This window comes from Denitromonas halophila (genome assembly GCF_007625155.1).
Classification (GTDB): Bacteria; Pseudomonadota; Gammaproteobacteria; order Burkholderiales; family Rhodocyclaceae; genus Nitrogeniibacter; species Nitrogeniibacter halophilus.
In genome coordinates, this window is the sequence record NZ_VMNK01000001.1 from 24,009 (window position 1) to 38,111 (window position 14,103).

General features: G+C 60.2%; 14 protein-coding genes and 1 pseudogene. 7 read left to right on the plus strand and 8 right to left on the minus strand.

All coding sequences use genetic code 11. The features are described from left to right. Window positions 1–20: 20 nt before the first annotated feature. From FHP91_RS00125 to FHP91_RS00140, 4 genes are all read right to left on the minus strand, one after another. Entirely contained in the window at window positions 21–1,256 is a 1,236-nt protein-coding gene (locus FHP91_RS00125) for a type II secretion system F family protein (protein WP_144307686.1), read from the minus strand. A gap of 17 nt (window positions 1,257–1,273) precedes the next feature. Then, window positions 1,274–2,989, minus strand: coding sequence for a type IV-A pilus assembly ATPase PilB (gene pilB / locus FHP91_RS00130; protein ID WP_144307687.1), 1,716 nt, complete (start codon window positions 2,987–2,989; stop codon window positions 1,274–1,276). An 88-nt stretch (window positions 2,990–3,077) separates the two neighbouring features. Then, entirely contained in the window at window positions 3,078–4,346 is a 1,269-nt protein-coding gene (locus FHP91_RS00135; protein WP_144307688.1) for an HlyC/CorC family transporter, read from the minus strand. Between the two features lie 73 nt (window positions 4,347–4,419). Next, the gene (locus FHP91_RS00140; RefSeq protein WP_144307689.1) at window positions 4,420–5,247 is read right to left on the minus strand and encodes a cytochrome C assembly family protein; all 828 of its coding nucleotides are present in this window, start codon (window positions 5,245–5,247) and stop codon (window positions 4,420–4,422) included. A 37-nt stretch (window positions 5,248–5,284) separates the two neighbouring features. Here FHP91_RS00140 and ffh point away from each other — a divergent pair, with 37 nt between their 5' ends. Together ffh and FHP91_RS00150 are read left to right on the plus strand one after the other, a co-directional pair. Further along, window positions 5,285–6,643, plus strand: a complete 1,359-nt coding sequence (gene ffh / locus FHP91_RS00145; protein ID WP_144307690.1) for a signal recognition particle protein — start codon at window positions 5,285–5,287, stop codon at window positions 6,641–6,643. Beyond that, entirely contained in the window at window positions 6,643–7,476 is an 834-nt protein-coding gene (locus tag FHP91_RS00150; RefSeq protein ID WP_144307691.1) for a ferritin-like domain-containing protein, read from the plus strand. The genes ffh and FHP91_RS00150 overlap by 1 nt, the downstream gene beginning before the upstream one ends. Window positions 7,477–7,757: 281 nt before the next feature. On the opposite strand, the gene FHP91_RS00155 is transcribed toward FHP91_RS00150, so the two are convergent. Beyond that, window positions 7,758–8,384, minus strand: a complete 627-nt coding sequence (locus FHP91_RS00155) for a c-type cytochrome (protein WP_144307692.1) — start codon at window positions 8,382–8,384, stop codon at window positions 7,758–7,760. 113 nt (window positions 8,385–8,497) lie between these two features. Here FHP91_RS00155 and yihA point away from each other — a divergent pair, with 113 nt between their 5' ends. From yihA to FHP91_RS00170, 3 genes are all read left to right on the plus strand, one after another. Then, on the plus strand, window positions 8,498–9,124 hold the full coding sequence (gene yihA / locus FHP91_RS00160; protein ID WP_144307693.1) for a ribosome biogenesis GTP-binding protein YihA/YsxC: 627 nt from the start codon (window positions 8,498–8,500) through the stop codon (window positions 9,122–9,124). Between the two features lie 185 nt (window positions 9,125–9,309). Further along, a complete protein-coding gene (hemB, locus tag FHP91_RS00165) occupies window positions 9,310–10,317 on the plus strand; it encodes a porphobilinogen synthase (protein ID WP_222105063.1) in 1,008 nt (335 codons plus the stop codon). Then, window positions 10,314–10,811 carry a GNAT family N-acetyltransferase gene (locus tag FHP91_RS00170; RefSeq protein ID WP_246116172.1) on the plus strand — a complete coding sequence of 166 codons (498 nt, stop codon included), beginning with the start codon at window positions 10,314–10,316 and terminating at the stop codon, window positions 10,809–10,811. Before hemB ends, FHP91_RS00170 begins: the two co-directional genes overlap by 4 nt. Here FHP91_RS00170 and FHP91_RS00175 read toward each other — a convergent pair. Genes FHP91_RS00175 through bioB form a run of 3 tightly spaced genes read right to left on the minus strand, consistent with a single transcriptional unit; the run spans window position 10,786 to window position 13,329 of the window. After that, on the minus strand, window positions 10,786–11,454 hold the full coding sequence (locus FHP91_RS00175; protein WP_144307694.1) for a pyrimidine 5'-nucleotidase: 669 nt from the start codon (window positions 11,452–11,454) through the stop codon (window positions 10,786–10,788). The genes FHP91_RS00170 and FHP91_RS00175 overlap by 26 nt on opposite strands. Next, entirely contained in the window at window positions 11,451–12,329 is an 879-nt protein-coding gene (locus FHP91_RS00180) for a methyltransferase domain-containing protein (RefSeq protein ID WP_144307695.1), read from the minus strand. Before FHP91_RS00180 ends, FHP91_RS00175 begins: the two co-directional genes overlap by 4 nt. A gap of 7 nt (window positions 12,330–12,336) precedes the next feature. Then, window positions 12,337–13,329 (minus strand): biotin synthase BioB, encoded by a 993-nt coding sequence (bioB, locus tag FHP91_RS00185; RefSeq protein ID WP_144307696.1) that lies wholly within the window; start codon window positions 13,327–13,329, stop codon window positions 12,337–12,339. Window positions 13,330–13,359: 30 nt separating this feature from the next. Here bioB and FHP91_RS21675 point away from each other — a divergent pair. Together FHP91_RS21675 and FHP91_RS21380 are read left to right on the plus strand one after the other, a co-directional pair. Beyond that, window positions 13,360–13,578 (plus strand): annotated as a pseudogene (locus FHP91_RS21675) (double zinc ribbon domain-containing protein); the annotation flags it as partial. Between the two features lie 168 nt (window positions 13,579–13,746). After that, window positions 13,747–14,094, plus strand: coding sequence for a ComF family protein (locus FHP91_RS21380; protein WP_246116181.1), 348 nt, complete (start codon window positions 13,747–13,749; stop codon window positions 14,092–14,094). Window positions 14,095–14,103: the final 9 nt, after the last annotated feature.

The following is a 14,103-nucleotide window of genomic DNA, read 5'->3' on the forward strand; positions in this document are numbered from 1 at the left end:
TCCAGGGCGGGCCAGGAAAGTTAGACGACGGCGCCGAGTTTGAAAATCGGGAGATACATGGCGACGACTAGGCCGCCGATAACAGTACCTAGAAACACCATGATCATTGGCTCAAGCAACTGAGATAGTCCCGCGACTGCGTCGTCTACCTCCTGCTCGAAGAAATCAGCGACCTTGCTCAACATACCGTCGAGTTGTCCGGACTCTTCACCTATGGATACCATTTGTACAACCATGGTCGGAAAAACCTTAACGCCTTGCATGGATACGGTAAGGCTGGTGCCTGTGCTGACGTCGGACTGGATCTGTTTGGTTGCGACTTTGTAAACATGGTTTCCGGCTGCGCCACCGACAGAGTCAAGCGCCTCCACCAGTGGAACTCCAGCCGCAAACATGGTTGCAAGTGTACGGGTCCAGCGTGCAATTGTGGCTTTCCGGATGACATCGCCAATGACCGGTACCTGAAGGATGAAACGATCCATGGCGTTCTGAGCTTTCTCTGATCTTCGATATGCCATGCTCAAGCCGACAATAATCGCGGCGAGACCGCCAAAAACAATGTACCAATTGTCGACAAAGTAGTCTGACATGGCAATTACGATCTGTGTTGGGGCGGGAAGATCTGCGCCAAAATTAGCGAACACATTTTTGAATTCAGGAATAACGAAGATCATCATCACCGACACCACCAAAGTGGCGACGACAATGACCGCCATTGGATAGAAAAGTGCCGACTTGATCTTGCCTTTGATGGCGATAATTTTTTCTTTATAGGTTGCAAGGCGATCTAGCAGACTATCCAAAATACCTGCTTGCTCGCCCGCCGCTACCAAATTACAGAAGAGTTGATCAAAGTGAAGTGGATGCTTCCGAAACGCTTGCGACAAACTGCTGCCGGTTTCAACGTCATTGCGAATGTCATTCAGCAAACGCCCCAGCGAGGGGTTGCCCGATCCCTTGATGCCAATATCAAAGGCCTGAAGCAGTGGTACGCCGGACTTCATCATGGTTGCCATCTGGCGAGTAAACAGCGCGATGTCCTTGTCGGTGATGCGGCGGCCCCGAGAAAGCTTCCGCTTCTTGACCTTGGTGACGAGAATGCCCTGACGGCGCAGTGTTGCCTGGACAACCGCCTCACCCCCGGCGCGTACTTCGCCGCGAATGATCTTGCCTTTCTTGTCCTTGCCTTCCCAGTCGTAAAGATGCTCTTTGACATCTTGGGCGGTGCGGCGAGTAGAGCGGGTAGCGGTTGCCATGTGTGTCGTGCCTCGAATTAGTCGTTGGTCGTCGCCAGAACTTCTGCCAGAGAAGTCATGCCGGCCTTGACCTTGCGTAGACCCGAGCGGCGAAGGTCCATCACACCGTCGAGCTCCGCTTGCGCGGCGATCTCAATTGAGTTGCCGTTGTTCATGATGATGCGGGCGATCTCATCCGTGATTGGCATGACTTGGTAGATACCTACCCGGCCTTTGTAGCCACTGCCTTTGCATTTGTCGCAGCCTACCGGGCCGTAGGGTGTCCAGCTGCCATCCAGATCCGTTTCCGAAAAGCCGGCTTCGATCAGTGCGTCGTGTGGGATGTCCAGTGCTTGTTTACAGCTGCACAAGCGTCGCGCAAGTCGCTGCGCGGTAATCAGGATGACCGAGGAGGCGATGTTGAATGCCGCAACGCCCATGTTGCGCAGACGCTCAAGCGTGGTCGGCGCGTCGTTGGTGTGCAGAGTCGATAGCACCAAGTGTCCGGTCTGTGCCGCTTTGATGGAGATCTCGGAGGTTTCCAGGTCGCGAATTTCGCCGACCATGATGACGTCCGGATCCTGGCGTAGGAAGGCTCTTAGCGCAAAAGCGAAGGTCAGTCCGGCTTTTTCGTTGACGTTGACCTGGTTGATGCCGGGCAGGTTGATTTCAGCCGGATCCTCGGCGGTGGAGATGTTGACCCCGGCCTTGTTCAGGATGTTCAGGCAGGTATAGAGTGAAACGGTTTTGCCGCTACCGGTGGGGCCGGTGACCAGAATCATGCCATAAGGGCGCTCAATGGCTTCCAGCAATGCGGCCTTTTGTTCGGGGTCGTAACCCAGCGCGTCGACGCCCAGCATGGCGGACGAGGGGTCGAGAATACGCATGACGATTTTTTCGCCATGGAGGGTTGGCAGCGTCGATACCCGGAAGTCGATGGCCTTGTTCTTGGAAAGCACCAGCTTCATCCGGCCGTCCTGGGGGACGCGTTTTTCCGAGATATCCAGACGCGAGATGACCTTGATACGGGCAGCGATTTTCTCTCGCAGCACCAGGGGCGGTTGCGCCACTTCGCGCAAGGTGCCGTCGGTTCGTACGCGAATGCGGTAATACTTTTCGTAAGGCTCGAAATGGATGTCAGACGCCCCTTCATTGATGGCGTCGATCAGGACCTTCTGAATGAATCGAACGACTGGCGCGTCATCGACTTCCGCCTGTGCATCGTCGGCGGCGGCTTCGCTGGGCGTGTCCTGCTCCAGCATGTCCATGTCGAATTCGTCACCGGTGAGGGCTTCGAGCGTCTCCTTCGCGGACTCGCCTTGCTTGTCGATGGCTGCAAGCAGCTTGCTCGCCTCGACAACCACCGGGTCGACGGACAGGCCGCTCTGAAAGCGGATTTCGTCGAGTGCACGCAGGTTGGTTGGGTCGGCGAGCGCGACGGTCAGGCGATTGCCGCGCTTGGCGATCGGCAGGACATGGTGCTTTCCGATCAGCTTTCGGTCGATCGCATCGACCAGGATATTGCTCGGATCGAGCGCCGAGATGTCCAGCAACGGATGGCCGAAGGTGTCTGCAGCGAAGCGGGCGATATCCCGTTCGCCGAGCAGGCCTCGGCGGGCGGCTTCAAGAATGAAACCGTTGACCTTGTTTTGCTGTTCGGACGTGCACGCCGCAGCGTCCGCCTCTGTCAGGCGGTTTTGTTGGACGAGTGCGCGCGCAAGACCCGTGAGCGCAGTTTGAGGATTTGCAGCCATGACCACCTGTTATGGATCCGACATAGCATGTTGCATCGCTTGATGTGGCTTGTAAAGCTTCAGGCGCAAACCCTTGTCACAACTTGGTTTATGTCCGCGGCTTGAACAGCCGTGCGGTCTTCACCATGCGATCTTGAGTCTGCACCACTTCGATGGGTACATCGCCAATCCGGATTGAGAGTCCGGCCTCAGGAATATCCTGGAGGTATTCAACAATCAGCCCGTTCACTGTTTTCGGACCATTTACCGGAAGGTTGAGGCCTAATTTGCGATTGAGGTCTCTCAGGTTGTGCGCACCGTCGACAAGAACGCTGTCGCTGGCGTGCCACGCAACGTGATCACCGCCGGCTGGCGCACTGGTGGTGAACTTTCCGATCATCTCTTCGATGATGTCTTCGACGGTGACCAAGCCGAGCAATTCGCCGTATTCGTCCACGACGAGGCCCATGCGTTGCTTGTTCTCCTGGAAGAACTGAAGCTGTGAGTAGACGGGCGTGTCTGCCGGAATGAAGTAGGGCTTGGAGAGTATGTTGCGCAAGGCTTCATGGTCCAGACGCTCTTCAAGCGTATGGCTGAGCATGCGGCGCAGGTGCAGGATGCCGACGACGTTGTCGGTCTCGCCGTCGAACACCGGCAAACGGGTGTGGTAGCTCGTTGCCAGTTGCTGGCGAATATCTTCGATGGTGTCCGACAGGTCGATGCCCTCAATGGCGCCTCTTGGCGTCATGACGTCCTCGACGGTGATGTCTTCCAGTTCAAACATGTTCAGCAGGATGCTGCGGTGCTTTGATGGAATGACGTGTCCCGCCTCGAGAACCATGCTGCGCAGTTCTTCCGTCGAGACCTGGTCTTGTCCGTTTTCGCCTTGAGGGGCCAGTCGGAGTGCGCGCAGGAGAACGGCGACGAACAGGTTGACGAACCAGACCGCAAAATAGGAGGCGCGCAATAAAAAGGTCAGCGGAAAGGCGTAGATGACCGCGAGTCGGTCGGCATACCTCGCGCCGATCACCTTTGGCGTGATCTCTGAAAAAACGAGAATCATGAAGGTCACGGCAAGTGTGCCCGCGCCGAGCGCCCAACGTTCCTCGCCGAACAAGGCAATCGTGATCACGCTTACCAGCGTCGCGGCGGCAGCGTTGACCAGATTGTTGAACAGCAAAATGACGCCGAGCAGCTTTTCTGTCTGCCCGAGCAGATTCAGCGCCAGAGTGGCACCTCGGTGGCCGCTTGAGGCCATGGATTTGAGGCGATAGCGGTTAGCGACCATCATGGTCGTTTCGGCCATCGAGAACAGGCCGGAAAACACCAACAGCAAGGCGAGTGCAGAGATCTGCACTGAAAGAGGAATGTCGGTCACGGCCTGCTAGGCGAAAAGGGGAGCGTCGAGTATTCCGGCGCGATGCGGTGATGTCAAGGCAGCGACTCCGGTTTCAGGCCGCGCGTTGAAGCAGGATTTCGATGACAAACCGGCTGCCGACATAGGCCAGCATCAAGGCCGCGAAGCCGGCAATCGTCCAGCGCTGGGCGAGTTTCCCGCGCCATCCCCACAGATGGCGACCGACCAGCAAGCCGCCAAAGAGCAGCCATGAGATTGCGGCGAACACCGTTTTATGGTCGACCGAAAAGGCTTTTCCGAATAGCACTTCGGAAAAGGCGACGCCCGAAATCAGCGTCAGGGTGAGCAGCACAAAGGCGATGCGGATCAGGCGGAACAGCAGATGTTCCATTGTCAGCAATGGCGGCAGAGAGGCAAAGGCGTTCGAAAGACGCGCGCTGTGCAGTCGCTTTTCGGCAATGGCCATGAGTAGCGCATGCAAGGTGGCGAGGGTAAACAGGCTGTAGGCCAGCATGGCCACGATGAAATGTGCCCGGAACGCTGGCGAATCGGCTTTATCCAGCAAGTGAGGTGGCGGAAACAGCCCGGGGAGCAGCGCCGCAACGGCGGCGGCTGGCATCACAAAGGTTTGCAGGCCATCCAGCCGGGAGAAAAAATTTTCGATCCAGTAGAACAAGACTGCGAGCCACACCATCAGCGACATGGCGGTGCCAAAGCCGAAATGCATCCCCTCGCCAGGGAAGAGCTCGCCATGGAGCACCGCGCCGTGGGCGAGCAGGGCAATGAGAAGCGCGACGCGCTCCAAGGTCGATAGGCCGCGACGTGGTGTATGGCCGGAGGGGTGCCAGCGGGTACGCCAGAAGTGCACGCCAAGAGCGGCATACATGGAGGCGGGCAGCAGATGCAGTAGAATCGATGGCATTGCGCAAGTTTACTCCAAGCCAGAATCCCGGACCATCATGCTAGACAATTTGACCACGCGGCTTTCCAAAGTCGTCAAAACCCTCCGTGGCCACGCCCGGCTGACCGAAGACAACATTCAGGACGCGATGCGTGAAGTGCGCATGGCACTTCTGGAAGCCGACGTGGCCTTGCCTGTGGTCAAGGATTTCGTTGCGCGGGTGCGCGAGAAGGCTGTCGGCCAGGCGGTGGTCGGTTCGCTCACGCCGGGGCAGGCCCTCGTCGGGGTGGTGCACGACGAATTGTGTGCCCTCATGGGGGCGAAGAATGAAGGCTTGAATCTCGCCGCACAGCCGCCTGCCGTGGTGCTGATGGCGGGCTTGCAGGGCGCCGGTAAAACGACGACCACTGGCAAGCTCGGCAAATTGCTGCGCGAGCGCAAGAAGAAAAAGGTGCTGGTGGTGTCGGCCGACGTGTATCGGCCGGCGGCAATCGAGCAGCTGAAAACCGTGGCCGGGCAAGCCGGCGTGGAATTCTTCCCGTCGCAAACCACCCAGAAGCCGGTCGATATCGCCTTGGCGGCGCTGGATTACGCCCGCAAGCACTTCTTTGATGTGTTGCTGGTCGACACGGCGGGCCGGCTCGCCATCGACGAAGCGATGATGGCCGAAATCAAGGCGGTGCATGCCGCGATTCTGCCGGTCGAGACCTTGTTTGTGGTCGATGCCATGTTGGGTCAGGACGCGGTCAATACCGCGGCGGCCTTCAACGAGGCACTCCCCCTGACCGGTATCGTGCTGACCAAGCTGGATGGCGACTCGCGTGGCGGTGCGGCACTGTCGGTGCGTCACGTGACCGGCAAGCCGATCAAGTTCGCTGGTGTGGCCGAGAAGCTCGATGGCCTGGAAGAGTTCTTCCCGGAGCGCATGGCGTCCCGGATTCTCGGCATGGGCGACATCATGGGCCTGGTCGAGGACGCGCGCCGTGGCGTCGACGAGGACAAGGCTAAAGCCTTTGCGCAGAAGCTCAAATCGGGCAAGGGCTTCGATCTGAATGATTTCAAGGAGCAGATCGGCCAGATGCGCAAGATGGGCGGTTTGACGTCGATGATGGACAAGCTGCCCGCACAGTTTGCGCAAGCCGCCAGTCAGTTGCAGGGCGGGGCCGAAGAAAAGATGGTTGGACGCGTTGAAGGCATCATCAATTCGATGACGCCGCTTGAGCGTGCTAAGCCTGAACTGCTCAAGGCATCGCGCAAGCGGCGTATTGCCAGCGGCGCCGGGGTGCCGGTGCAAGAGGTCAATCGACTGCTCAAGCAGTTTGAACAGACTCAGAAGGTGATGAAGCAGTTCTCCAAGGGCGGCATGTCGAAGATGATGCGTGGTATGAAGGGGATGCTGCCGGGCATGATGCGGTGATGGCGGCACCGCGCGTGCCGGAATCCTTGTTCGCTGCTTTGCGGGGTGCCTTGCTCGAGTGCGATGTCGTGCAAAAGTGCGCGCGTGTGCATACCCTGAAAACCGCGTTTGATGCCGGCCAGTTGTGTCTTGATGACGACACGCCGCCCGAATCAATCGTTGAGTGCGGTCGGCCCGCGCGCCCTGAACTGGTGGCGCCAAACAAGCTGCGCAAGCGCCGTCCCGGCAGCCCCGACGGTCACGCCGCCTTGTTGCATGCCATTGCCCACATCGAATTCAATGCGATCAACCTGGCGCTGGACTGTGCTTATCGCTACCGTGGGTTGCCGGACGCGTTCTATCACGGTTGGGTGCGGGTCGCCGTCGAAGAGGCGATGCATTTCGGTTTGTTGCGCGAACGGCTGCAGGCGCTGGGGTCCGACTATGGGCGGTTCGCGGCGCACAATGGCTTGTGGGAGATGACCGTCCAAACGTCGGATGATCCGCTTGCCCGGATGGCACTGGTGCCGCGCGTGTTAGAGGCGCGCGGACTGGATGCGACGCCGCCGATCATGAACAAGCTACGTCATGTCGGCGATGCCGCCACATTGGCCGTGTTGGAGATCATCCTGCACGACGAGATCGGCCATGTGGCGCTCGGCGATCACTGGTTTCGATACTTCTGCGCGCAGCGGGGGCTGGCGCCCGAAGCAACGTATCTGGCGCTGATTGATCAATTCAATGCGCCGTGGCCCAAGCCGCCCCTCAATCTTCCTGCGCGACGCACTGCGGGTTTTAGCGAAGCCGAGTTGGCCGTGTTATCCGCGCCACGTCGTTCTAAACAGCCTTCCTGATCGGCCTTGTTGTTTCGCATGGCCTTGCGGAACGTGTCGTGAGAGGCATTTGCATGTCTCATCAGCGTCGCCCACGGTGGCTCGAATGGCGGCGTTGTTGTTGCTCGACGCGACCAGGGCGAGCGCGTCGATTGTCAGTATCAGAGTGTTGCCCTGGCGCTTGAAGCCGGGAAAGTCTCTCCCAGGCGTCAGGCGTCAGGCGTCATGCGACGGATGGCGCCAATAAAAAAAGGGAGTGACGAATCACTCCCTTTTTAACCGCGTCGGTGCGCTTTAACGAATCAGCGCAGTCCGGCGATGAAGTCTGATACGGCCTCGATTTCCTTGTCGGTCATCTTGAGTGCAATCATCTGCATCATCTTGGCCGGATCGTTGGCGCGCTCGCCGGCACGGAAGGCCTTCAGCTGAGCGGCCGTGTATTCGGCAAACTGGCCAGACAGGCGCGGGAACTGCGTCGGCAGACCTTTGCCTGCGGGGCCGTGGCAGGCAGCACAGGCGGGCAGGCCTTTGGTGGCATCGCCGGCGCGCCACAGTTTCTGGCCCCATTCGATGGTCTCGCCATTCTTGGCGACCGCGGGTTCGAGTGTCTGGCTACCAAAATAGTGCGCCACGTTGATGACGTCTTCGTCAGTCAGCGCCATTGCCATGCCGTTCATCACAGCATTGACGCGAACGGGCGGATTGCCGTCGGCGGACTTGAACTCAGTGAGTTGCTTGGCCAGATATTCAGGGATCTGACCCGCCAGTTTCGGGTTGGCAGGCAGCGGGCTATTGCCGTCGGGGTTATGACAGCCGGCGCAGATGCCCTCGGCCGTCAGCTTGCCTTTTTCGAGATCGGGGGCTTTTTGTTCGGCCTGAACGCTGCCAGCGGCCAGGAAAAGGGAAAGCAGCAGGGAACGCTTCAGCATGATCTTGATGTCCTCGGGTGCCGTTGTCGGTCGTTCAAATCCTGATATTCTATAACAGCTTGCTAGGTTTGCGCGATGCAACACCCGCCCCTTTTCCCCATAGTGCCTTCCGAATGTCCCTCTTCCGTCACGCCGCATTTGAAATCTCAGTCGCCGAACCCCGGGGTCTGCCACCACCTAATGGCGCTGAAATCGCCTTCGCAGGGCGCTCCAATGCTGGAAAATCGAGCGCCATCAACACCTTGGCGATGCACACACGTCTGGCCTTTGTGTCGAAGACGCCCGGTCGAACCCAGTTGATCAATTTTTTCCGGCTGCGCTGTGGCGCCGTGATGGTGGACCTGCCGGGCTACGGCTATGCCGAAGTACCCGAAAAAATCCGCCGCCAGTGGCAGGCGCTGCTCGAAAACTACCTGCGCGAACGCCCGAATCTGATTGGTCTGGTGTTGATCATGGATTCCCGGCGCCCATTGACCCAACTCGATCGTCAGATGCTCGACTGGTTTGCGCCCAGCGGCCGGCCGGTGCACGTGCTGCTGACCAAGAGCGATAAGCTGACACGTAATGAACAAGCCAAAACCCTGGCCGCGACGCGCAAAGGGCTGGCCGAGTGGGGCGATGCGGTGACCGTGCAGATGTTCTCGAGTCTGAAAAAGACCGGGATGGATGAAGTGGATGGTGTTGTGCGCCAATGGCTGGAAGCGCTGCCGGGCGAGGTGCTTGAGGCTGACGACGCCTGAAAAAATAGACCCCCGGCCAAAGGGGAGAAAGCCGGGGGTTGAACGCCCTGCTTGAGGGGCAGGGCTCCCGCTCAGGGAGGTGAAGCGGGAGACGGCTTGCGCCATCTGTTTCCCTAGATCAAAGCGGCGCAAGAAAGTTCCCGGCACACTTTTTCTCTATGTTTCTTTCTGTTTCGAGTGATCTGATGACTTCCAATCCCGCCTTTCCTGCCACCCGTATGCGCCGCATGCGCCGTGATGCATTTTCCCGTCGCCTGATGCGCGAGAACGAACTGAGCGTCAACGACCTGATCTACCCGGTGTTCGTGCTCCCCGGCCAAGGGCAGCGTCAGTCCGTGGCGTCCATGCCTGGTGTTGAGCGTGTGTCGCTGGATGGTTTGCTGGGCGTTGCCGAAGAGGCGGTGTCCTTGGGGGTCCCCGCGCTGGCGCTGTTTCCGGTGATCGAAACCGAGAAAAAGAGTGAAGCCGCCGAAGAAGCGTGGAATCCGGAAGGGCTGGTGCAGACGGTGGTGCGTGAACTCAAGGCGCGCTTTCCCGAGTTAGGTGTGATCACCGATGTTGCGCTCGACCCCTACACCAGCCATGGTCAGGACGGCCTGATCGATGCGTCGGGCTACGTCTTGAATGACGAAACGCTGGAGGCGCTGGCCAAGCAGGCGCGCAGCCACGCAGATGCCGGTGCCGACGTCGTGGCGCCGTCCGACATGATGGACGGCCGCGTCGCGCGCATTCGGGCAGAACTCGACGCCGGCGGGCACATTCTGACTCGTATTCTGGCCTACTCGGCCAAGTACGCGTCGAGTTATTACGGCCCCTTCCGTGACGCCGTGGGTTCGGCCGGCAACTTGGGCGGTGGCAATAAATACACCTACCAGATGGACCCGGCCAACTCTGACGAGGCGATCCGCGAAGTATCGCTGGATATTGCCGAGGGCGCGGACATGTTCATGGTCAAGCCGGGCATGCCGTATCTCGATATCGTCCGTCGGGTTAAAACCGAATTGCAGGTGCCAACCTTTGTGTATCAGGTCAGCGGTGAGTACGCCATGCTCAAGGCAGCCGCCGCCAATGGCTGGCTCGACGAAAAAGCCTGCGCGCTGGAAGCGCTGATGGCCTTCAAGCGAGCCGGTGCCGATGGCGTGCTGACCTACTTTGCGCTGGACGCGGCGCGCTGGTTGAAAGCCGGCCAGTGAATTTCGCTTTGCGGCCGATGACGGCCGACGATTTGCCCGCCATCTTGCTGGTGCAGCGGCTCGCTTATGGCAATGCCTATCAGGAAGCGGTCCAGGTGCTCGATGCCAAACGGAAACGTAGTCCTGCAGCGTGTTGGGTCGCTTGCGACGCAGCAGGCATGGCGGGCTACGTGTTTGCGCATGACTGGCCCGGCGATGCGCCACCGCCGCTACATGTCGTGTTGCCCGCGGCCGCGGTGTCGACGTGTGGCTTCTTGCACGACCTCGCCGTGGTGCCTCGTGCCCACGGCGGCGGCGTTGGCGCCGCGCTGTTTGCGGCGGTCCAGCAGTGGTCGCTTGCTGCAGGCCATGAAGCACTTCATCTGGTGTCGCTGGCGAGCGCTGCGGGCTATTGGCGGCGCGCCGGCTTTGTGTCGATCGTGCCGTCAGAGCGGTCGGCAATGGCGGCTTACGGTGAAGGCGCGTGTTTTATGCGCCTGTCGCTCGGCTGCTGAATCCGAGTCGGCTCAGGGCCCGGGGCAGCGCCAGTACGCTGGAAAATTTGGCGTCGACATATGCCGGACACCCGCTGGCACGGCTGATCCACACCGTACGCATGCCCAGACGTTTGGCAGCCTTCAGGTTGGCCAGACTGTCCTCGACCAGAATGCAGCGAGACGCCTGCAACTTGTGGTCGACCAGCAGACGACGAAACGCGCGGTGACCGGGCTTGGGCTGCAAACGCATTTGCTCGATGGCGAATACGCTGTCGACAGATCGACGAAGTCCCATGACGCTCAGCACCGCATGGGCGTACGCCGAGGGGCCATTCGAGAACACGATTTTTCGACCCGGCAGGCGTTTGAGGCGATGGCGTAGCGCGCGCTCGAACACCACCATGTTGTGGAGCCGGTCGAAGCGATGCGTCTCGCGCAGGAAGTGCGCCGGGTCGGTGTCGTGATGACGCATCAAACCGAGTAGCGTCGCGCCGTAGCGGCGCCAGTAGTCGTTGCGCAGGGCATTGGCCTGGCCTTCATCTACCGCCAACTGCTGCATGATGTAGTCGGTCATGCTGCGGTTGATGTGCGGGAAGATGTGCGCGCTGGCGTGGTGCAGCGTGTCGTCGAGGTCAAACAGCCAGACCGGTGTGGTGCTCATTTGGGTCCGCCGGGCCGGCTCTGGAATCGAATGATGGCGTGGCCATCCGGCGTGGTGCGCGGTGCCGGTTTCCAGGCGTGGCCGTAGACGATTTCAAAGGTGGCGGGGAGTCGTCCGTCGATGCGGCGCGTTTCGTAGCGTTCGCGCGCCTTCAGCCAGCTGGTCTTGCCGCTCAAGCCACGGGGGCGCGCTGCGCTGGCGTTCCGGCTGCCCGACAGGCGTAGATCGGCGAACAGGCTGTTCAGATCGGCATAGGTGAGTGTGAGCGTGTCCATGTCCATCACCGGGTCACCGAATCCTGCGCCAACCAGTGCATCGCCGATGTCGTGCATGTCGATGAAGCGATGGACGCGGGTGCCCTCGGCATCCTCAAACGCTTCGCGCAGCTCGCGTAGCGTATCGGGGCCGAGCGTGGCGAACATCAGCATGCCGCCGACTTTCATGACCCGCGCCATTTCGGCCAAGGCAGGAGCCGGGTCGTCCAACCAGTTGAGCATCAGATTCGACCAAAGCATGTCGAACTGGCTGGGGCCGAAGGGCAGGGCGTTGGCGTTGGCGGCGGTCAGTTGTACCTGGTCGCTGCGACCGAGCAGGCGCTGAAGTCGGCCGACCGTTGGGGCGGCCTGCTGCAGCATGGCAGGCGCAATGTCGGCGCCGACGCGCCGGGCTTTGGGATAGCGTTCCGCCAGGCGGCGCAGATCGCGCCCGTTGCCGCAGCCCAGGTCGAGGATTGACGTTGGCTGATGGAGAATGCCTTCCAGGCGTTCATCCATCTGCTGCGCGACGGCGCGTGCCAGAACGTCGTCGTAGCTGCGCGCGGCGGCGTCGAAATGCCGCCGCACACTGCCGGCGTCGAGGTGAAAGTCGCCTGCCATGAAGCGCTTAGATGGCCTTCAGTCCGAGCTTGGCGAACAGTGCCTCGTCGCGATCGGTTTCCGGGTTGTCGGTGGTCAGCAAGCGGTCGCCGTAGAACATCGAGTTGGCGCCGGCGGCAAAGCACAGTGCCTGCATCTCGTCACTCATTTGCTGGCGACCGGCCGACAGGCGAACGAAGCTATTCGGCATGGTGATGCGCGCCACAGCAATGGTACGGACGAATTCGATCGGGTCGACCTGCTCGTTGTCGGCCATGGGCGTACCTTCGATGGCGACCAGATTGTTGATGGGCACCGACTCGGGCGGCGGGTTCATGTTGGCCAGTTGGGCAATCATGGCGGCGCGGTTGCGGCGGTCTTCACCCATGCCGACGATGCCGCCGCTGCACACGTTGATGCCGACGTTACGCACCCGGTCGAGCGTATCAAGGCGGTCCTGGAAGGTGTGCGTGGTGATGACCTGACCGTAGAATTCGGGCGCGGTGTCGATGTTGTGGTTGTAGTAATCAAGCCCGGCGTCGCGCAGCTTCTCGGCCTGGCCTTCCTTGAGCATGCCGAGGGTGACGCAGGTTTCGAGGCCCAGCGCCTTGACCTCGCGGATCATGTCGATCACTGGCTCCAGGTCTTTGTCTTTCGGCCCGCGCCAGGCGGCGCCCATGCAGAAGCGGCTCGATCCTTTGGCCTTGGCGGCACGCGCGTTTTCGAGAACTTCTTCGAGCGCCAGCAGTCGTTCGCGCTCAAGCCCGGTATCGTAGCGGGCAGACTGCGAGCAATAGCCGCAGTCTTCGGAGCAGCCGCCGGTCTTGATCGACAAGAGCGTCGAGCGCTGGACAGCATTCGGATCGAAGTGCTCCCGATGCACTTGCTGTGCGCGGAAGAGCAGGTCATTGAACGGCAGCTTGAGCAATGCCTCAATTTCAGCGACCTTCCACTTGCGGCCATCGGTCGATTGAGGGGCGGGTGCCGTTTTCGGCGCGGAGTGTTGGGAAGTCATTGTCATGATGAGGATTTTTTGCTGTAATTCAAAATTATGGATGTTCCACGATTGAGGGATGCCTTGTCAAACCAGCCTGCCCGATGGCAGCGCGCGCTGGATGGTGCGTGGCAGTCTCTCTGGCCGCGTCGCTGCGTTCTGTGCGCCAGCGTGCGTGACCCCGATGGTTTGTGTGCGGGTTGTCGCCGCGACCTGCCATTGTGCCTGTCTGCGTGCCCCACGTGTGCATTGCCGGGCACGGGCGGGGCGCTTTGCGGCCGGTGTCTGAAGCATCCGCCGGCATTCGATGCCACGACGGCGCTGTATTGCTATGACTATCCTGTGGATCGTTTGGTGCATCGCCTTAAGTACAGTCATGACTTTGGCGTGGCTGTGGCTTTGTCGCAATGTGTCGTTCGCACCATGGCGGCGCCGGCGGTGGATGTGATCGTGCCGGTGCCGCTGCACGTCGGGAGGCTGGCTGAGCGCGGTTTCAATCAGGCGCTTGAGATTGCTCGCCCGCTGGGTCGTGCGTGGCAGATACCGGTTGTTGCACGCGGTGTGACACGAACGCGCGTGACTGCCGATCAGGTCGGGCTCTCGTGGCAAGCGCGAAAGAAAAATCTCCGTGATGCTTTTGATTGCGATATTTCGGTCAACGGCGCTCGGGTGTTGTTGATTGATGATGTGATGACCACCGGCGCGACGCTCGGCGCCTTGGCGGCCTGCCTGAAAAAGGCGGGCGCCGCGGCAGTGAGCAATCTGGTGATTGCGCGCACGCCCCTGCGTTGATCCGCGCCA